Source organism: Microcoleus vaginatus HSN003 (assembly GCF_022701255.1).
Taxonomy (GTDB): Bacteria; Cyanobacteriota; Cyanobacteriia; order Cyanobacteriales; family Microcoleaceae; genus Microcoleus; species Microcoleus vaginatus_B.
The window spans coordinates 576195-595593 of record NZ_CP031705.1; the positions used below are offsets into that span (position 1 = coordinate 576195).

The window sequence follows — 19399 nt, forward strand, 5'->3', positions numbered from 1 at the left end:
AACACTCACACCCAAACCCCTGCCTGCCCAGCAATATAGATGAGACAGACAATCACATGGATCTAGCCACCTTAAATCTGAAACCCTTAAATTTGCTGATTTTTCCTGATTGGAGCCAACCAGAAAAATCTCTTTATTTAGAGTTAGAACTAATTATTAGGAGTATGGTAAGTCATCCCGATCTCGATTTCCTAACTCTTTTAATAGATGTGAGCGATCCTTTAGAAAAGTCAGAGTTAGATGCCAATCTAATTTTATCAGCGATTGTGATGAATCTTTTCATGGAAGAAGATTTAGAGACTAGCTGCGAACCGGAAATTATTTTATTGGAAAACCTCAATCGAAGTCAGTGGCTAGATATTTTGCCACAGATTCAATATCGAATTAAGTTGAATGCGGAAAATCACCAAGCAATAGCAGAGTCTGGAACGGCACAAATTCCAGTAGTGCAACAGGAACAACTTAGCAATATAACCCTTGATTCCCAAGCATTAATTTTGAAAGAATTCGGCAACCAACTCTACGTTAAAGGAAAATACCACGCAGCCATTAAGCACTATCAAAGATTTTTAGTATCCCAGATAGGAGATATAGAACTGTATGGTAACTTAAGCGAGTGTTTAAGAAACCTCAACAGAATCGAAGAAGCGATCGCGATACTTGACTCAGGTATCCACCATTACCCAACAGCAGGACAACTGCACTTTCAAATCATCAAAATATTCCAGCAAAACGGTCGCACTCAAGAAGCTATATCAAGTGCAGAAAAAGCCACGCAAATACTGCCCAATGAATATGTTTTTAAACTATTCAAACACTTAACATTGCCGATTGTTTATAACACATCAGACGAAATCCAATTTTACAGGGAAAGATTTGTCCAAGGATTAGAAAATTTAATTCAGCAAACCTCCCTAAAAACTCCCGAAGACAAAATTAATGCTTTGCGGGGTTTTAGTAGTTTCACTAATTTTTACCTAGCATATCAGGCTCACAATGTTGTGGAATCGCAATCAAAGTATGCTAATTTACTGCATCAAGCTATGACAGCCAACTATCCGCAGTGGGTGCAACCGCAACCAATGCCTCCACTGCTGGAAAAGGGGAAAATTAGAGTCGGTTATATTTCTAGTTACTTACATTCTTACAGTGGCACTTTATGGTTGACGGGCTGGTTGCGTTATTGCAACCACCAACAATTTGAAATTTACGGTTACTATACGGGGAACGATCCCGATCCAATTACAGAACAATTTCGCCAATACAGCGATCGATTTCACCACATTCCTCACAACCTAGAAGCCGTATGTCAACAAATTATTGATGACAAATTGCATATCCTGGTCTTCCCAGAAATCGGCATGGATGCACCAACTATACAAATAGCAGCTTTGTGCCTTGCCCCCGTGCAATGTTCGGCGTGGGGACATCCTGTAACCTCTGGTTTACCGACGATTGATTATTTTATTTCCAGTGAATTGATGGAGCCCGAAAATGCACAATTGCACTACTCCGAAACCTTAATTAAGTTGCCGAATATTGGCGTTGCCTACCCCAAACCGATTGTTGGTGAATTAACCCAGAGTCGCTCAGATTTTGACCTCCGAGAAGATGCAGTAATTTATTTATGCTGCCAAGCCCCTTTCAAATACTTACCACAATATGATTTTATTTTAGCAGAAATTGCCCGTCGCGTTCCGCAAGCTCAGTTTATTTTTCCGCGCGGCGAATTGCTGCGGGAACGGTTAAAGCGTGCTTTTGCTGCTGTGAATCTCGATAGTGAAGATTACTGTCTGTTCCGAACTATTCCAACTCGACAAGATTACATAGCAATTAACTTTCTTTGTGATGTCTTTTTAGATACTTTTACTTGGTCGGGGGGAAATACGTCTTTGGAGGCGATCGCCTGCAATTTACCCATAGTAACTTGTCCGGGAGAATTTATGCGGGGACTTCATGCTTATAGCTTTCTCAAAATGCTGGGAGTAACAGAGACAATTGCACAAAACGAAGAGGAATATATTGAAATTGCTGTCAAGTTGGGTATAGATTCAAAGTGGCGCCGAGACATTGCACAACGCATGAGTCAGCGACAAGGTGATCTGTTTGACGATAAAGTTTGCGTGACAGCTTTAGAGGCTTTTTATCAAGAAGTTGTTCGAGAAAGACTTGAAGGTTACAAGAATTCTATAGGTTAGGGCGATCGGGCCAGCAGCAGTAGAGACACAATCAAAAAGTGCGATCGCTACTTAGTCTAAAGACTGTGTTTTTGCCAAAATCTTAATTCCCCGTACAGCTTATCAAAACCCAAGTTGAGGCACTCACCATGATTCATATCATACCTGGATTAGTAACATTCGATGAATTCATGGACTGGTATCCTGAGAACTCAGAACACCGCTACGAACTGCACAATGGAGAAATTGTTGAAATACCAAAAGCAACAGGTAAACATTCTAAAGTCGCGGGTTTTACGGCACTGAAAGTCGGAATAGAGATTGAGCGTCTCAATTTGCCCTACTTCATCCCCAAAGAATGCGTCATCAAACCCATGCGGGAAAAATCGGGATATGAACCAGATATTATTGTACTTAACGAACAAACCATTGGAAACGAGCCGCGATGGGACAAATCATCAATTATCACAATGGGTTCATCAGTCCCCCTCATCGTCGAGGTAACTAGCACTAATTGGGGGGATGATTATGCCCTAAAGCTTGAGGCATATGAGTCAATGGGTATTCAGGAATATTGGATTATAGACTATCTAGGATGGGGCGGCAGACGGTTCATCGGCCACCCCAAGCAACCAACCTTTTCGGTTTACCAACTAATTGACGGGGAATACCAAGTCAAACTGTTCCGAGGAGGCGAGTGTATTGAGTCCCGAACTTTCCCAGAATTGAAGCTGACAGCGCAGCAGGTGTTTGCAAAAGGGAATTGAGGTGGCTGCTTATGTTAATGTCCGAGTAGAGGTATCCGATTAAAGATGCGATCGCGCGCATCTGCTGTATCTTGATATAAAGGCGATTCATCGCTTCTGGGCTGCAGAGCAATTAGCAAGCAGTAATTCCCCATACCCTATTCCTCAATCTAAAATCTAAAATCTAATATCTAATGAAGCTAGGACAGTGGATGGGCTTATTAGCCCTCATCGCATCTTGTTACATCCTGTGGCAAATCAGGCAGGCCCTACTGCTGCTGTTTGCCGCCGTCGTCTTAGCCACCGCCTTAAACAGACTAGCACGCTACTTGCAAAAATTCGGACTCAAAAGATCGATCGCCGTACTCTTATCAGTTAGCTTCCTAGTCCTCATCTTCATAGGATTATTCCTCATCATTGTACCACCCTTTGCCGAACAGTTTCAACAACTTACCCAAAGAGGCCCTCAAGGAATAGCAAAATTAAATGAGTGGATCGATCAGATTGAAGCTCGGTTTTCTGGACAAATTGGTCAGCGACTACCGAATCTGGATATTAACGACATTATTCAACAACTGCAACCTCTATTCAATCAACTCGTCGGCGGTGCAGGAGCCTTTGTCGGTAATACATTAGGCGTTATCCTCAGCTTTTTGCTAGTCATAGTTTTGACCTTGATGACATTAGCTGATCCTTTATCTTACCGCCAAGCATTTATTCAACTATTTCCCTCTTTTTATCGGCGACGAATCGAGGGAATCTTAGATGAATGCGAAGTAGCCCTCGGTAGATGGGTAATCGGTGCTTTAATTAGCATGAGCGTCATCACTTTTCTCAGCCTAATTGGTTTGTCAGTATTACAAGTTCCCCTAGCTCTAGCTCACGCGGTTTTAGCTGGTTTGCTGAACTTAATACCCAATATCGGACCCGGTTTGAGCGTCATTCCCCCAGTGACTATCGCACTTTTAGACTCTCCCTTAAAATCCGGTTTTGTGCTGATCCTTTACTTTCTAATTCAACAATTTGAAAGCAACATTCTCACCCCTTACGTCATGGCACAGCAAGTATCACTGCTGCCAGCAGTAACATTAATAGCTCAAGTATTCTTCGCCACCTTCTTTGGATTTTTAGGCTTATTGCTAGCCCTCCCCCTCACCGTTGTAGCTCAAGTTTGGATTAGGGAAGCCCTAATTAAAGATATTCTCAACCAATGGAGTGCCAGTCCTAAAACCTTAGCCGCACTCGATTCTGCTATCAATGAAAAACAGGAATCTATAGGAGTCACCGAAACCCTGCCAGAAAAATATTTACCAGAACAGAAAGCCGACATCCCCGATCGTGCAGAAAATGACGTTTCTGAACCTCAATAATTAAGGTTTGTAAGGAGTGAAATGTTTATTGATTCTTAGTTATAGGATAGAAGTATTCCCTACCAATTTACTAAAAAGGGGGAAATAGCCCTAGACTAACTATCTTCAACACTCCCCTTTTTTACCGCATCTGTACCAGCGCTAAAAATCTGTTTAACAGTCAAAGTCAACTGCCCAAATGTGGGTGACACAACCCGATAGCTCTCCCGAAACTGTGTGACTTGATACTCACCATCAACCAAATGCTGAACAAAAAAACTCGGTTGTTTCGGATTGCCAATATAGCGTTGGTCACCGAGTCCCAAATAGTCGGCAATCCAGTATTCAGAAATGTCCAAAGCTTCGTAATCAACTAATTGGTACTGACAACTTCGACAACTAGCCGTACAAAACTACCCATTGTAAGGATAGATTCCTTTTTTGATCTCGGTTCGCTGTCCGTCCCTTGCCTGTTCAAAACGATCGCATCCGGTTCGTAACCTGATAGCCCATTATCAGCTTTGACAACACATTCTTTGGGGACGAAGTAGGGAAGTTCTAGTCGTCTGATTTCAAAATTGAACTCAGCGACAAGGAAGCCAGCTACTTCTGAATATTCTCCGGGGGCTTTAGGCATTTCAATAATAGTTCCATTGTGCAGTTCGTAACGGTTTTGAGAATTTTCAGGATACCAGTCAATAAATTCATCAAAGGTGAGTGGTTTTAAGAGCGTTTGAGTCATGGCGATCGCTCCTTATTTTATTTATAATATAATGCCGATCAATGTTATAACATTTTGCTGGGTTCTCAAACCGAGGTCGATCGCCAAAACTGCATTCACTCGATCGAGATTCCATCACACTAAAATCTAAATCTAAAATCTAAAATAATCTTATGAGATCGATCGACGAAATCAACGATAAAATCAGCCAGGGCAAAGCCACAGTCTGGACAATCGAAGAACTCAAAACAAGAGTTCAAGAAACCAGCATTACCCAAGCCGCCAAAGAAGTCGATGTGATTACCACCGGCACCTTCGAGCCCATGGAATCCTCGGGTGCAATCATCAACCTCGGCCATACCGACCCGCCGATAAAAATCCGCCAGTGCTGGCTAGACGGCGTTTTAGCCTACTCCGGCTTCGGGGCCGTAGACCTGTACCTGGGAGCCACCCAAGTCGCCGAAGACGGCGAAGAATCCCGCGAACGGGGCGGCGGACACGTCATCGAAGACTTAATAGCCGGCAAACCCGTGCAGTTGCGAGCCCTCGGACAAGTAACAGACTGCTACCCCCGCGCCTCCTTTGAAACGACGATTACCCGCGATACAATCAACCAGTTTTATTTATTCAATCCCCGTAACGCATATCAAAACTTTATTGTCGGTGTCAATGGGGGCGATCGACCGCTATTCACCTACCTCGGCCCCCTGCAACCAAACCTCGGCAACGCCGTCTATTCGAGCCTAGGAGCCATGTCTCCCCTGCTCAACGACCCCGACCTCGAAACCATCGGCATCGGCACCCGCATCTTCCTAGGAGGCGCTCAAGGCTACATCACCTGGGAAGGAACCCAGCACTTCCCCCTGCAAAAACGCCAGCCCAACCGCACCCCCATCGGCCCGGCCGCCACCCTAGCCCTAATCGGCGACGCCAAACAGATGAACTCGAAATGGGTGCGCGGCTGCTACTTCAAAAACTACGGCCCATCCCTAATGCTGGGAGTCGGCATCCCCTTTCCCGTCTTAAACGAAACAGTTGTCGCCCACTGTGCAGTATCAGACAAAAAAATAGTAGCGCCGGTGGTAGATTTCTCTATCCCCCGGCGCGTTCGTCCCACCTTCGGTTTAGTCAGCTATGCTCAATTAAAGACTGGTCGCATCATGATCGAGGGCAAACCAGTACGGGCCGCCCCCCTTGCGAGTATGTTTCTCTCCCGGCAAGTAGCATTGGAATTGAAGCAGCAAATTGAAGCGGGTCAATTTACCCTCACGGCCCCAGTTGCTCCCCTACCCACTGACAGAGTATTTCTCCCGCAAGATTTGTGGGGCGCACAAGTCCGGCTCGAATAAAGGATTTTAGATTGGCGATTTAGCGGTTGTAAATTAGTCTTGGACACACTAATCTCAAATCTAAAATTGGTTCATTCCTCGATCGGCTTAGGCTTCTTAACCGGCTTAGGAAGAGGTTCCTTGGGGACACGCGGTGGTGCTGCTGCTGCGGACTTGATGGTAGGACGCCCTACAGGAGCACCGTCACCGCTGGGCCTAGGAGTAAACGGACGCTTCCCTCCTCCTTTGAAGCCACCGGGCGGCTTGCTGCCAGGGGGGAATTTCCGCTTTTTAATCGGCAGGGCACCAATATTATTAGCCTGCTCAATCATCAGACTGTCAGCTTTCAATTTGACGTGGAAATCCCAAAAAAACCCGATCGCTTTTGTTGCTAAATCTCCCTTGAGTTTCAGTTTAAAAAACTTCATCTTGTCGTCATTCTTGCGGGGAGCTTGCTTGATTTTGACGATGACATACTTTTCTTCGTCTTGGGATTGATAAATCACCTCACCTCTAATCGAAAAATAGCCATCTTCAACATCAGGTTCCGAGGGTGGCAAAGATGCGGTCGATGCTTCGCCACTAGCCTCAATCTCCGCTGCTTCCTGATTTTCCTCATCAGAGGACGGTTCGGGAGGTTTCTTGAGCGTTTCCGGCTCCCAAACCCCCATAATCTGGGCGTGCAAGTTGCCGTCTTCTTGCCTGGTGCGGGGATAGACCACCCACAGGTGTTCTTGTTCGAGATCCAGGTGATTTTTGACTAAACTCATGACTCTACCCAGCAAAACTGCATCGATGGCAGTTCCGTCGGCAGCTATCAGTATACCCCGGGTGAATTGCTCTTCTGATTGCGTGTAGCGGCCCCGCACCAAACCAACAGCTCGGTACTGTCTGGGTTCGCTGGGGGGGGGATGGGATGTTGGCGCATGACGGAGGATATGTCCTCAGTGGCCTGACTTTCGTTAGCGGGAGGCTCGGCGTTTGCGGGCGGTGCGACTGCTAGCGCTGGAGTATCGCTGACAGCTTCCGAAGGCGCTGGTTGCTCGGAGGGTGCAGGAGAATTGCTGGGCTGGTCTTGTGGCTTTGTTTTGTCCTTGTCGAGGGCAGAACTGTAGCGTGGTCGTTGCAGCCTATCCTTGGACGCTGGGGCGTCTGTTGGCGTTGGCGGTTGATTTTGGTCAACAGGTGCAGCCAACGGCGAAGGCACCGAACTTTCGTCTGGTGTCTCAGGAATGGAATCTGTATCTTTAGGCGGATTGACGGCCAGTTCGCTGGGCTGAGCCTTGCGAGTTGAAGTAGATTTGGACGATTTGGAAGACGGGTTGGGAGAGGGGTTCATAAAAACTCCTTGCAGCGGAGACACATCCCTTAAGGGAAATTAGGAATAAACTGAAGAAACTGCTTTAAAAACTACTAGCACCTGACTTGGGGCTTGCGCCCGAAGGTCTGGTTGTGACCCGTCAACGCCAACTTTCAACGCTACGAATGCCGATCGGTTCGCTGGCTGCTAAAATCCTTGCGAATAAGGACTTTGGGAGTTGCTGACCGATCGATCGCCGATCGCGCTGAGCTGGAGTTGCTGGCTAATAGCATTTAGGATATTCAGCTTGCCTATTTTACTTAATCCAATTACCTAACGGCCTGATCCGCCATATTTTCGGTAATTTTTAGCTTGACCAGACTAAATTGGACAGACACCGCAGTCCTTGGGGCTGCGGGTCTGAGTGCCCAAAATTGTTTAGCTAGCATGGAGTTGTGGGTCTGTTACCATATTAGCTGCAAGTAAAAGGCTGCTTTGTCCGTTCGGACTTTGAAGTTAAGAACTTTTATGGTTGCATGGATCTAGTTAAATGGCCCACGCCCCCGGGCGAGGCGTTAATTCTTAGAAAATAGTAGATTTTAAGCTGGGATAGTTGAATTATGGAAAAAGCAAATAAGCGTCGTGGGTTGATTACTGTGGTGGTGGTGCTGTCGCTCATCGCTTTTTTGGGATTTTCTCTGGTTCCCATTTTGGACAGTATTCTCAAGGCCAGCCAAGCCCAAAGTACGTCAACTCCAACACCTACTCAGACGGCGCAGTCAGGGGAGAAGCAATCAGAGTTGCTGCAAGCTCAGGCTAGGGGATACGAATTGGTTTTGCAGCGGGAACCTGACAACGTAACGGCTTTGCGGGGATTATTGCAGGTGCGGCTGGAGTTGATCGGCCAAGGAGTGGGGGACATTAAGGATGCGATCGCTCCTTTGGAAAAGTTGGCTTCGCTGAATCCTGAGACTACTGAATACGGAATTTTGCTGGCTCAGGCTAAGGAACGCACGGGCGATCGCGAAGGGGCTGCTCAAGCTTACAGGTCAATTTTAGCGTCTAAGCCGGGGGAAATTAAGGCTTTGCAGGGGTTGGTGAATTTGCTGCTGGTGCAGCAGCGGCCCGAAGCTGCGATCGGATTGCTGCAAGATACGCTGAAGGCGGCTCCGGCTGCAAATCTGGCGAAACCGGAAAGTGTTGATGTAACTTCAGTGCAGTTGATTTTGGGACAGGTTTATGCTGTGCAGAAGCGCTACGAGGAGGCGATCGCAATTTACGACGAATCTGCTAAGGCTAATCCCAAAGATTTTCGCCCGACTTTAGGAAAGGCGATCGTGCTGAAGGAACAGGGCAAAACAGATGAGGCAAAAACGCTGTTCGATCGAGCTACTGAGTTAGCTCCTCCTAACTATAAAGACCAAATTAATCAGTTAGCTACTGGCACTCCTTCGCCTACTCCCGAATCGGCTGCTACTCCGGAATCGGCTGCTACTCCCGAACCGGCTGCTTCTCCTAGTCCTGAAGGCGCGCTACCGACACCTTAAGGAAAGTTTTTAGTGAAAGAGTTCGAGTGGTCAGTGAAAAATTATTAAGTGAAATACTTAATAATTTAAACTCAAAACTACTCGCTTTCTTCTTAATTACGCAGGGCTTAGGAAAAGAAATCTGGTTTCTACGATAAATCTTGGTTGAACCACGACAGATCCATGAAGAAACCTGGTTTCTAAGCCCTCGCGGCGAGCGTCCTGGTACCGACTACCAATTACTAATTACCAATTATGTAAGACCTCGGAGGGAATTATGACTACTAGGGTTAACCGCGTTGTTCTACCTCCGGCTTTTCTCGACCACACTCAATTACCAGACTCCGACGGTACTTTTGTAAAAAATTTTTAGGAGCATCCGCAAAGTTTAATTTTAACTGATTCGATCGGGCAAATTTTGCAGGAACGGCATCGTGACGGACAATATGCGATCGCTCAAGACTGCGGCATTTACTGGCGAGAAACTGAACCTGCTGAACAAGGTGCAGAACCTCCTGATTGGTTTTACGTTCCCAATTTACCTCCTAACATTGACGGTCAAATTCGGCTTTCCTAGGTGCTGTGGCGGGAACACATAGCACCGTTAATTGCTTTGGAATTTGCTAGCGGGAACGGGGATGAAGAGCGCGATTCCCTTCGGGATAGCTTCGCTTAACGTACTCCTTTATCTCGCACCGATGGAGGGGTAGTCACTAAACCTGGAAAGTTTTGGGTTTATGAGCGGGTGATGCGAATTCCCTATTATGGCATCTACCAAGTTAATAATGGCAGATTAGAAGTTTATCGGTTGATTGACGGGTATTATCAACTGTTAGAACTCAATCAGCGCGGTCATTTTCCCATTGCACCTTTAGGCGTAAAATTGGGACTTTGGCAAGGCAGTTATCAAAATCCAACCATGCTTTGGCTGCGCTGGTGGAACGAGGAAGGTAATTTGCTGTTGATTGGCGATGAAAGATCCGAATTGGAGAGATTGCGAGGGGAGCAACAGCGGGAAAGAGCCGAGAGTGCAGAACAGGCACGACAAGCTGAATTTCAGGCAAGAAGGGCTGCAATTCCCCGGTTGTTGGGAATGGGTTTGAGTGCCGAAAAAGTGGCGGAAGCGTTAAGTTTATCCGTGGAGGAAGTTAGGGATAATGCTGGAGAGTGAGATAGTGAGAGAGAATAGAGGAAAAGGGCGATCGGTCTTAATAGACTTCATCATGAGAACCCATTTTGAGCAATAAAATAGCTTCCTCCTCATCTTCTGGATCGGTCACAAACTCAAATAAAATCCGATAATCATAATCTATTGAACACGACCAGATACCCGATAAATCTCCTGTCAGTTTGTGAGTTCGCAAGCTGGGGCTAAAGCAGTCTTCCGACAAAAGTTCAAGCGTAGCTTCAATTAAAAGGCGAAGCTGAGGATTTTTACGAACTAACTTTTTGAAAGTACGAATAGATTTGGGAGTCCAACCAATTTTCATCAATCATCCAACTCCGCCATAAAATCGGCTACCGACCCAAATTTAACATTGCCCTCAGCATACTCTTGACGAACTTCTGCCACTTCCTTGAGTAATTCATTTCGTCGCTGTTGTCGTAGACGATTCTGAAGAATATCTAGAAGCATAGCTTGATCTTCTAATGATAAAACTTCTACAGCTTCCAGAGCTTGCTGGAATTGAGATGTATGTGTCGTTTTACTCATATTTTTTTCTACTTATAATCACGATATTTTGTATTTATTTTAGCAAGACTTATCCTAAGCTAGCATTTTTTAGTTGTAATGTGGAGAATTCCTGAGACGACTTTCAACATGAACAAATTAGGTGTGATCGGCCCGCCCTACAAATTAATACCACATTTGCATCTTCTACGATCGCTTCTCACCCGTGCATCCTAAAGCAATCTACAAGGCGAGCTCACTCAGTAGCCACCTAGAGTTTTACGAACCTCGATTTCTTCAGCAGCGATTTCAATGGCTTCTGGAACCCTTTGTTTATCGATAATGCCTGCATCAATGAGTGCATCAACGCTCAAAGCTGCTAGCGGCTCGCTGCTTAAAGTTCGTTTGGCTTCTTCGTTCTTAAATTCCTTTTCGGGAAGTTCGCGCATTGTTTTCTTTATCGCCTTTTTTTGCCGTTTAATTAGTAAGGTGGGCATCGCCCACCTTACTAATTAATATTTTCGTTCCTGCGGCTCAAACATCGTAATCGCCACCGGCATATAAGCCAAATCAATCCCCGCAGGCGAATAATACGCCATTGTATGCTTCAAAAAATTCCCGTCATCGCGCTCAGTAAAATCTTCCCGCGAATGAGCTCCCCGACTTTCCTGCCGGTTCAAAGCAGAAGTTAAAATCATTTTCCCGACAATTATCAAACTCCGCAACTCCAAAGCTTCCACAATTTCCGTATTCCACAACTTGCCTTTATCGTCTAAGTAAACCTCCTCATATTGTCGCTCTAAATCCTCCAATTTCTTTAAACCTTCCTGCATCAATTCGGCGCTACGAAATACGCCACAATACTCAGTCATAGTATCTTGATACTGCTGCCGGATTTGATTGATGCGGTATTTTCCGGGACGTTCTAAAAGTGCCTGAATTTGCTCTTTTGCTTCCGTAATATAACGCTGTTCGTCTACTGTCGGCAACTTGCGATTTTGTACGAATTGTGCTATGGTTGCGCCAGTAACTTTGCCGTAAACTACGCATTCCAATAGTGAATTACTGCCCAAACGGTTCGCGCCGTGAACTGACACGCAAGCTGCTTCGCCGGCTGCAAAGAAACCGTCTACCAAACTGTCAGGACTGCTGCGAACTTGCCCCCTAACATTAGTAGGAATTCCCCCCATTGAATAGTGAACTGTAGGGCGCACGGGCATCGGCTGATTTACGGCATCAATTCCTAACAAACGGTGGGCTTCTTCCCAAGCAAAAGGAATTTTGCTCATGATTTTTTCGCGTCCCATGTGCCGCAAATCCAGATAGATAAAGGGGCCGCCTGCACTACCATCAACATTAATTCCTCGACCGGCGCGAATTTCTATGGAAATTGACCGCGAGGTGATATCTCTGGGCGCTAATTCCATCCGCGACGGGGCATAATTCGCCATAAATCGATCGCCCTCTGAATTAATCAAATAAGCGCCTTCGCCCCGCACAGCCTCCGAAATCAACACTCCCACGGGATACAAACCCGTCGGGTGAAACTGCACAAATTCCATATCTTCCAGCGGCAATCCAGCTAAAGCCGCCATTGCCAAACCGTCTCCGGTGGAGGCGTAATCGTTCGACGTGGTATTGTAAACTCGGCCGTAACCGCCCGTAGCAAACATCACCGCCTTAGCCCGCACCACGGCAATTTCGCCGTCTAGCAGGCTATACATAACTACCCCCTTGGCTTGGCCTTCTTCCAAAATCAGGCGCGTGACATACCACTCCTGATAGATGTGAACTCCGCAGCGGCGCAGATTGTTGACTAATTCGTGGAGGATGGCGTGACCAGTTTTGTCCGCGGCGTAGCAGGTGCGGCGGTGGGAATGTCCGCCGAAAGCGCGCTGGGCAATTCTGCCGTCTGGGAGGCGGGAAAAGAGGACTCCCATGTGTTCTAAATCTATGACTACACCGGGGGCTTCGCGGGTGAGGATTTCTACCGCGTCTTGGTCAGCTAAATAGTCTGAACCTTTTACTGTGTCGAAGGCGTGGGCTTTCCAACTGTCATCAGGATCGACATTTTGTAGGCTGGAGGCCATACCGCCTTGGGCTGCGACGGAGTGCGATCGAATCGGGTGAGTTTTGGCGACGACAGCTACCTTTAAACTGGGGTCAGTCCGAGCAATTTCTACTGCGGCGCGGCAACCTGCTAAACCGCCGCCTACAATGATTACGTCGTGTTCTAGCATTTTTTTGAATTATTTTGAGTGTTCTGCTCAACTTATGGTGACGCAAAAAAAAACTTCCTACCACAAGAGCGGGAAGTTTTTTAACTTTTGATTTGAATGGAAAATCAAAAGTTAAAATCTCAAATTGGACTAGCCGGCGCTTTCGGCAGGATTCTGAAGCGACTGATTTCCCGTTGCAGAAGGTTGAGGTTCCGTACCGGGTTCTACAGCAAGCACTTCAATGTTATTTAGCAGAGTTGTCACGAAAGCAAACAGCAAGAAGGGCAGAGACAGCACTAAAATCAAGCCGACGGTAGCCAAGGCGAAGATTTGGCGGGCGCTACTCCACAAGGCGAGTGCCGACGCTAGACTTAGGAAGATGACTATCAGCCAAACAATGATTTGACCGTAAATGTCGCCAAAGGTGAGGGTACATTTAAGGCGATAGTTTTGGATGTTATTCATTTGATGCCTCGCGAGATTGCTATTACGACTTGTCCAAAAATACTTTGACAGTGCGTCAATGCCCACTGTAAATTTCTAAGTTTAGCTGCCGCAACTTGGTTTTGGGGTTGTTGTAAACATTCTTTAATAAGTTGCGACAACACTTGGTATTTTTTTGCTTCTGACTGGGAAATTCTGCCGAAACAGTTGGCTGACGCACTCGCCCGGCCTAGAAACCGGGTTTTTTAGGGTTTGGGCCGACTGACTAGAAATAAACGCGCGAAAAAACCAAGGTGATCGTCGCCGGTGCGTCCAGGATTACCAAACCAAGGCATAAGGGGAAAGTCTACTTTTTGAGGGAGCCCCGACTTGGTAAAGTAATGTTAAGCTGCATGGCAATGCAATCAACCTTTATAGTGTCCCACCTGTCTTTTGGCCCATGTTTTCAGAGAGCAAATTGCTGATTTCGCGCTGTTTCCTGGCCGGTTTGGGAACGCAGACGTTTGTGTTCCGGGAAGACCGGATTCCCCAAGAGAGTCCGGTGCTGGTGGTGAGCAATCACCGCAGTTTCTTAGATCCTGTGCTGCTCACGGCGGCTTTGGGTCGATCGATCCGCTTTGCTTGTCATCATTACATGGGTCAAGTTCCGCTAATGAGGGAAGTTGTCACGACTTTCGGCGCTTTCCCCCTGGAAGCACCCGAGCACCGACAGCAGCATTTTTTCTCTCAAGCGACAGCGCTGCTGCAAGGCGGGGAGATGGTGGGGGTGTTTCCAGAGGGTGCAGAACCGATGGTGAAGCTGACTGGGCCCAATACTGTGGGGAAGTTTCAGCGGGGATTTGCTCATTTGGCTTTGCGGGCTCCGGTGCGGGATTTGGCGGTTTTGCCGGTGGCCATTAGTTCTTTTGAGGAACACTCGGTAAGATCGGGTGTACCCCTCAAGTTGTTGAGTTTTTTTGATCCTTCGGAACCACTGTTCGATCGCTCTGGGTGGCATCCTATGATAATTTATCAGCGAGTTAATGTTTTAATCGGCCGGCCTTACTGGATTACTGTCGAGAGACAGCAGCAATATCGAGGCAAAAAAGCCAAAGCAGTTGTGGCTGAACTCACAGACCACTGTCAGGGGGAAATTGCAGAATTACTCCAACGAGGTTATTTGTAAGTTTGTTGACTGTGGGCTGTTGACTGTGGGCTGGTGTCAGATTTCCAATCTAAAATCTAAAATCTAAAATCTAAAATCGATTGACTTGAATCATGGCAAAAGCTAACAATAAGGTTCGTTTCCTAACCCCCAAACCCCCGAAACCCGATCGCCCTTTATTTGTATTTTTGCCCGGTATGGACGGGGGCGGTTTGCTGCTGCGCTCCCAAATTCCTAAATTAGCCAATCATTTCGACATTCGTTGCTTAACTTTACCTGCGGACGATACGCCTAGTTGGGATGTACTGGTTAGCGAAACAATTGCCTTAATTGAAGCCGAAAAGCAAGCCGGAAAGCCTAAGCGGCCGGTTTATCTGTGTGGCGAGTCATTTGGGGGCTGTTTAGCGATGAAAGTTGTGTTAGAAGCTCCTCAATTGTGCGATCGATTAATGTTAGTCAATCCCGCTTCTTCGTTTCGACAGCAGCCTTGGGTGCAGTGGGGCTCGTACCTGACTCAGTGGCTGCCGGCCAACCTTTATCCGCTGTCGGTAATCGGTTTATTGCCGATATTAGCATCATTAGGAAAGATTGGGCGCGACGATCGGCGAGCTTTGCTAGAAGCGATGCAAGCAGTACCGCAAAATACGTCTGTGTGGAGATTGGCGTTAGTGCGATCGTTTAATGTTGAGGAATATCAGTTGCGTGGCATCAAACAGCCGACGCTAGTAATTGCTAGCGGTGCCGATCGGCTGCTGCCTTCTTTAGCAGAAGCGAAGCTTTTAGTCAAGGTAATTCCCAAGGCTCAAATGGTGCTGCTGGCTAACAGCGGTCATGCTTGTTTGTTAGAAACAGATGTTGACCTTTTTGCGATTATGCAAGCTCGCAACTTTTTGACCAAATCTGAAGAAAATCTGTCATTAGTCAGTAGTCATTAGTTATTAGTCATTAGTTATTAGTCATTAGCTATGACTAATAACTATTGAGTCAGTCAGGGCAAAATTAGAGATTGGGCGATCGGTAAAGTTCCTATCCCACTTAACCCGCCCTGACACTCATTAGTAACTACCTAAATACCAGCCACTAATGACTAATAACTAATGACTAATAACTAATTAAGAGTTAGCCATTTTTGAGCGTTAAGCCGCTGGACGACGCCAAATACCATGAGGTCTAGTGTTACCTTGCGCTCATCTATCAAAAAAGGCTCTAAAGTGCTAGTTTTGGTATTATTGTCAGCACAGGAAAACGCCCTTTGACTTTGAATATTTTCTTGAGGAAAATACAGGTTAAATTGGCGCTCACCTTCTTGGAATTTACCAATTACCTGCCAGCAATCGCCGGCGGAACTCATGCCGAAAACGGGGAATTTTTGCTTGATCAAACTCACCTCTAAATCCTTAACGCCCTGCTTAGCTAAAGCAGTTTGCAAGGCGGGCAAATAATCTTGTTGAATAAAATCCGCAAAGGGCTTGTCTTCAACAGCAGGTGCTTTTTCCTTTTTAGCTTTAGCTGGGGGCTTGTCGCCTTCGGCCTTGGCTGCGGGCTTTTTAGCAGCCGCCTGGGGCTTGTCAGTGCTGGGTAAGTCGGTTGTCTCGGGTTCGTCGGAACTCGGGGCGTTCTCGATCGAAGCACTGGGAGTTTCGGATTCGCCAGCGGTAGGATTTTTCGGTTCTTTCTTGGCTGCGGGTTTTTTAGCAGTCGGCTGAGGCTTGTCAGTGCTGGGAAAGTCGGTTGTCTCGGCTGTGTCGGAACTCGGGGCGTTCTCGATCGAAGCACTGGGAGTTTCGGATTCGCCAGCGGTAGGATTTTTCGGTTCTTCTGACTTTTTAGCAGTCGGCTGAGGCTTGTCAGTGCTGGGAAAGTCGGTTGTCTCGGCTGTGTCGGAACTCGGAGCGTGCTCGATCGAAGCACTGGGAGTTTCGGATTCGCCAGCGGTAGGATTTTTCGGTTCTTCTGGCATTAACGTTTCCTTTTAAAAGTGATCGGTAAAAGGAGTTGTGAGTGCAGGTGCGGGCGATCGACTTTTTTGATCGCCGAAACTTTTTATCGAAAACCAACCTGAGAAAATTGCGATTCAAAAAAATTTGAACTCAACACACTCAGGACGATCGTCGGCAAAGATCACAACTCCTTTGGTTATTCTAAATCTCAGCGACAGCTCGTTCAATCAAACGGCGGGCGAGAGTTTGAACACCAGTGTGTTCGTAGTAGTTGGTAGTCATGTCGAGGAATGCGCCCACGTAGTCCACCTTGTCTGCTGAAATATCTACAACATTCTGCAAGTGGCCGAGTACGTTTTGGGGAGTCAAACCTCGATCGCCCACAAAAGAGCTCATCCAGCCAGAAACCGAGTTAAAGCTTTCGCCAATAAAGCCGAGTTGGCCTGCGGGAGAGCCCCCTGGAATCATGCCACCGATCGCATTAAATGACGGATTGGATTGCAAATCACTAGGAGAGAGCTTTTGAATCCAAGACTGGGCGGCGAGGATAAAGTCTGGCCCCAAAGGAATCAAACCGTCAAAACAAACCAAAGCAGCCATCCGCATCAGGGATTCGCCGCCGTAGTCGCCCAAGGATGCAGCAAAATCGCCGATGCTGTCGCCGGGAATGCCGTTGATTTGGCAAAAAGCGAGCAACTCAGTGACTAACTTCAAAGAAAGGTCGATCGTTTGAGCTTTTTCGGCCTTGGGAGTGATATTGCCCAGCATGGACAAAAACGGCACATTTTGGGCGACTTTGTTAGCGAGGGCGGCAGTGCCCAAAGCCCTGTCGGCGTTGTCAATAGTTTGGTAGAGCCAGAGAGCGCGCTGGTAGCCCTCAGATTTATCGTTGTAGAGGTAGATGGCGCGCTCGCCAATTTGCTGAATCAGTTCTTCGTCAGTTTCGCCTGTAACGGTGCGAAGGGTATTTTCAAAGCCAACTAAATTGTTCCACTCGCCGGGAACCACAAAGTCAAGCGCTCGCAGGGCTTTGACAGTCATGTTGTCTTGAGGCAGTTGATCGACTAATTCAAAGACTGTTTTGCTCACAAAAAACTCCTTATGCTGGAACGAAAATCAAAGGTATTACTTTTGGCAGATTGCAAAACTTCACAGTCTCATTGTGGCAGACTTAGTGGTGATAGCGCCAGACTTGAGTCGGGCGCGGAGTTCGACAAAAGAGATTGCTACTTGAGGCGGGCAAGGCCGCCCAGGTTAAATTTTGACAGCCAAGCTTCCCTATCGCTAGCGGTAAAAGAGGTAGTGCGGGATTGAATTTTCACCTGATAGCGATTGGCCACTAAAACAGCGGTACCATTAGCACCCTGATTAACGGCGGGATAGCCACTGATTTGCTTGGTACTTTGCTTAAATTTTGCACCTGCGTTGGGGTTGCCGGCGATGTCGTTAATCGAGAGAACCGCGACATTTTTACCGCCTTTGTTCAGCTTAGCTTCAGCAAAACCGGCTTTTTCTTGAGCAAAAACGCGATCGAATCCACTGCCAGAAGAGGGGAAATATTTATTTAACTTACCGCCTGCAACTGCCTTCTTGGGCAGGTTTTGATTACTAGCACTTGATTTGTCAGCAGTTGTCTGCCTGACTTTAGCAGGTTTTTGGGTGCTTTCCTCCTGGGCTTTGTCCCAGCGAGAGGGCGCCTGAGTTTGACCGCAGGCGGTCACTAACAGCAATACCGAGATCAGGAATGGAGCTAAGATGCGGCGTGCGGGGAAAAATTGCATCGCTGTCTCCTCATTAGTAGGTTTCCATAACAATTGTGGCTTAGAATTTGGCAATTTGTGTGCTCTGATCGGATGATTTGTCTTCTTTGCAAAAAAATCCTCTGCCTGCCGACAGAGGATTTTTTTGCAATTAGGAGTTTTGAAGGAAGAAAACTGAAAGATTGCTCCACAGATAAATTCTGGGGATGGGGGTAAAGAAACTAAGTTTTCTGATAGCCAGCAATCTCAAAACAATTTTTGCTGATTTTCCCTAGATTTATCTAGAAATTTCAGAGCAATTGTTGATCAATCGTCTTACTTCGGCTTTCCAACTTAGGCCTTACTTTAGGGGGTAAGGATCAGGCGTCGCTTTCAATGTAGATAAACAACAAACCCATTACCACAACGGGCATCACCCAGGTAATAACCGGAATCAAAATCCAAGGCAAGAAAGAAGCAGCGTAGGAACCTGTCATATCAAATTCTCCAAACTAAAGTTAGTGTGTTCCAACAGGGATATTTGGGAGTCGAGTCTAATTATTGACTAAACCCCGGAAAATGGCATCGAGGCCATTAAAGTTTTCGAGTAAGAAGTAGGCAAGAAAGACGCCGCCCATCCCGCCAATGAAGAAACCAGCGGTATACTGGCTCCACCCTTCAGAATTTCTGAGGGCATCGGGGGTCATGGGATTAGCGCTAGGGTAGCTGGTGTCGTCTTGTTTGAAAGAGACTAAACCGTAAAGAGACAGACCTATTGTGCCAAGCAGAACTAAGACGAGGGCTGTATATAATCCGCCGAGATTAGCTGCTTCTCCATAATCCCGCAGGGGTCCGAAGACGATTTGGGGGCCGATGAGGAAATAACCGTGTGCCAAACCGATTTCTAGACCTCGAACTAGGGGCGAGAGTCCTTTGCGGTAGATGGGCAAGTTCCCAAGGTATGCTTTTGTGAAATCAGAAGCACTGATGGGGGTGGCTAGATGACCCGTGAAGGGGTCGCCGTTAAAGGGTTTAATAAGCTCTGCATCTCTGGGATCGGGCATATTCTGTTTGTCCTCGCAGTTTAATAAAGT

The 19399-nt window shown here is 46.8% G+C and carries 19 protein-coding genes and 2 pseudogenes; 8 read left to right on the forward strand and 13 right to left on the reverse strand.

Going from position 1 to position 19399, the window contains the following annotated elements:
- Positions 1 to 56: 56 nt before the first annotated feature.
- The 3 genes from D0A37_RS02440 to D0A37_RS02450 all read left to right on the forward strand — a co-directional run bounded on the left by D0A37_RS02440 (position 57) and on the right by D0A37_RS02450 (position 4293).
- A complete protein-coding gene (locus D0A37_RS02440) occupies positions 57 to 2198 on the forward strand; it encodes an O-linked N-acetylglucosamine transferase, SPINDLY family protein (protein ID WP_242720624.1) in 2142 nt (713 codons plus the stop codon).
- A 128-nt stretch (positions 2199 to 2326) separates the two neighbouring features.
- Entirely contained in the window at positions 2327 to 2944 is a 618-nt protein-coding gene (locus D0A37_RS02445) for a Uma2 family endonuclease (protein ID WP_242720626.1), read from the forward strand.
- Between the two features lie 173 nt (positions 2945 to 3117).
- Positions 3118 to 4293, forward strand: coding sequence for an AI-2E family transporter (locus D0A37_RS02450; protein ID WP_242720628.1), 1176 nt, complete (start codon positions 3118 to 3120; stop codon positions 4291 to 4293).
- Positions 4294 to 4388: 95 nt separating this feature from the next.
- Here D0A37_RS02450 and D0A37_RS02455 read toward each other — a convergent pair.
- A pseudogene (locus D0A37_RS02455) lies at positions 4389 to 5014 on the reverse strand (Uma2 family endonuclease).
- A 152-nt stretch (positions 5015 to 5166) separates the two neighbouring features.
- Here D0A37_RS02455 and D0A37_RS02460 point away from each other — a divergent pair.
- Positions 5167 to 6342: a homocysteine biosynthesis protein gene (locus D0A37_RS02460; RefSeq protein WP_242720630.1), complete on the forward strand. Its 1176-nt coding sequence runs from the start codon at positions 5167 to 5169 to the stop codon at positions 6340 to 6342.
- A gap of 71 nt (positions 6343 to 6413) precedes the next feature.
- On the opposite strand, the gene patR is transcribed toward D0A37_RS02460, so the two are convergent.
- On the reverse strand, positions 6414 to 7190 hold the full coding sequence (gene patR, locus D0A37_RS02465) for a heterocyst master regulator PatR (protein WP_508632745.1): 777 nt from the start codon (positions 7188 to 7190) through the stop codon (positions 6414 to 6416).
- Complete coding sequence (locus tag D0A37_RS02470) at positions 7139 to 7660, reverse strand: hypothetical protein (RefSeq protein WP_242720634.1); 522 nt, start codon at positions 7658 to 7660, stop codon at positions 7139 to 7141. The genes patR and D0A37_RS02470 overlap by 52 nt, the downstream gene beginning before the upstream one ends.
- Positions 7661 to 8241: 581 nt before the next feature.
- Here D0A37_RS02470 and D0A37_RS02475 point away from each other — a divergent pair.
- Together D0A37_RS02475 and D0A37_RS02480 are read left to right on the forward strand one after the other, a co-directional pair.
- A complete protein-coding gene (locus D0A37_RS02475; RefSeq protein ID WP_242720636.1) occupies positions 8242 to 9168 on the forward strand; it encodes a tetratricopeptide repeat protein in 927 nt (308 codons plus the stop codon).
- Positions 9169 to 9424: 256 nt separating this feature from the next.
- Positions 9425 to 10318 (forward strand): annotated as a pseudogene (locus tag D0A37_RS02480) (Uma2 family endonuclease).
- A 37-nt stretch (positions 10319 to 10355) separates the two neighbouring features.
- Here the strand turns inward: D0A37_RS02480 and D0A37_RS02485 are convergent.
- The 5 genes from D0A37_RS02485 to D0A37_RS02505 all read right to left on the reverse strand — a co-directional run bounded on the left by D0A37_RS02485 (position 10356) and on the right by D0A37_RS02505 (position 13503).
- On the reverse strand, positions 10356 to 10637 hold the full coding sequence (locus D0A37_RS02485; protein ID WP_242720638.1) for a type II toxin-antitoxin system RelE/ParE family toxin: 282 nt from the start codon (positions 10635 to 10637) through the stop codon (positions 10356 to 10358).
- On the reverse strand, positions 10637 to 10861 hold the full coding sequence (locus D0A37_RS02490) for a hypothetical protein (protein ID WP_242720640.1): 225 nt from the start codon (positions 10859 to 10861) through the stop codon (positions 10637 to 10639). Before D0A37_RS02490 ends, D0A37_RS02485 begins: the two co-directional genes overlap by 1 nt.
- Before the next feature lie 218 nt (positions 10862 to 11079).
- Positions 11080 to 11316, reverse strand: a complete 237-nt coding sequence (locus tag D0A37_RS02495; protein ID WP_242720642.1) for a hypothetical protein — start codon at positions 11314 to 11316, stop codon at positions 11080 to 11082.
- Between the two features lie 15 nt (positions 11317 to 11331).
- A complete protein-coding gene (locus D0A37_RS02500) occupies positions 11332 to 13059 on the reverse strand; it encodes a succinate dehydrogenase/fumarate reductase flavoprotein subunit (RefSeq protein ID WP_242720645.1) in 1728 nt (575 codons plus the stop codon).
- Between the two features lie 129 nt (positions 13060 to 13188).
- On the reverse strand, positions 13189 to 13503 hold the full coding sequence (locus D0A37_RS02505; protein WP_006633212.1) for a hypothetical protein: 315 nt from the start codon (positions 13501 to 13503) through the stop codon (positions 13189 to 13191).
- A gap of 418 nt (positions 13504 to 13921) precedes the next feature.
- Between D0A37_RS02505 and D0A37_RS02510 the strand changes: the two genes are divergently transcribed.
- Entirely contained in the window at positions 13922 to 14647 is a 726-nt protein-coding gene (locus D0A37_RS02510; protein ID WP_242720646.1) for a lysophospholipid acyltransferase family protein, read from the forward strand.
- A gap of 92 nt (positions 14648 to 14739) precedes the next feature.
- Complete coding sequence (locus D0A37_RS02515) at positions 14740 to 15561, forward strand: alpha/beta fold hydrolase (RefSeq protein WP_242720649.1); 822 nt, start codon at positions 14740 to 14742, stop codon at positions 15559 to 15561.
- Positions 15562 to 15734: 173 nt separating this feature from the next.
- Here D0A37_RS02515 and D0A37_RS02520 read toward each other — a convergent pair whose 3' ends face one another.
- The 5 genes from D0A37_RS02520 to D0A37_RS02540 all read right to left on the reverse strand — a co-directional run bounded on the left by D0A37_RS02520 (position 15735) and on the right by D0A37_RS02540 (position 19369).
- A complete protein-coding gene (locus tag D0A37_RS02520) occupies positions 15735 to 16586 on the reverse strand; it encodes a DUF2996 domain-containing protein (RefSeq protein ID WP_242720651.1) in 852 nt (283 codons plus the stop codon).
- A 181-nt stretch (positions 16587 to 16767) separates the two neighbouring features.
- Positions 16768 to 17655 (reverse strand): hypothetical protein, encoded by an 888-nt coding sequence (locus tag D0A37_RS02525; protein ID WP_242720653.1) that lies wholly within the window; start codon positions 17653 to 17655, stop codon positions 16768 to 16770.
- 137 nt (positions 17656 to 17792) lie between these two features.
- Entirely contained in the window at positions 17793 to 18347 is a 555-nt protein-coding gene (locus D0A37_RS02530; protein ID WP_242720654.1) for a hypothetical protein, read from the reverse strand.
- 338 nt (positions 18348 to 18685) lie between these two features.
- The gene (locus D0A37_RS02535; protein WP_242720655.1) at positions 18686 to 18802 is read right to left on the reverse strand and encodes a photosystem I reaction center subunit VIII; all 117 of its coding nucleotides are present in this window, start codon (positions 18800 to 18802) and stop codon (positions 18686 to 18688) included.
- Positions 18803 to 18859: 57 nt separating this feature from the next.
- Positions 18860 to 19369, reverse strand: coding sequence for a photosystem I reaction center protein subunit XI (locus D0A37_RS02540; protein ID WP_242720656.1), 510 nt, complete (start codon positions 19367 to 19369; stop codon positions 18860 to 18862).
- Positions 19370 to 19399 lie beyond the last annotated feature (30 nt).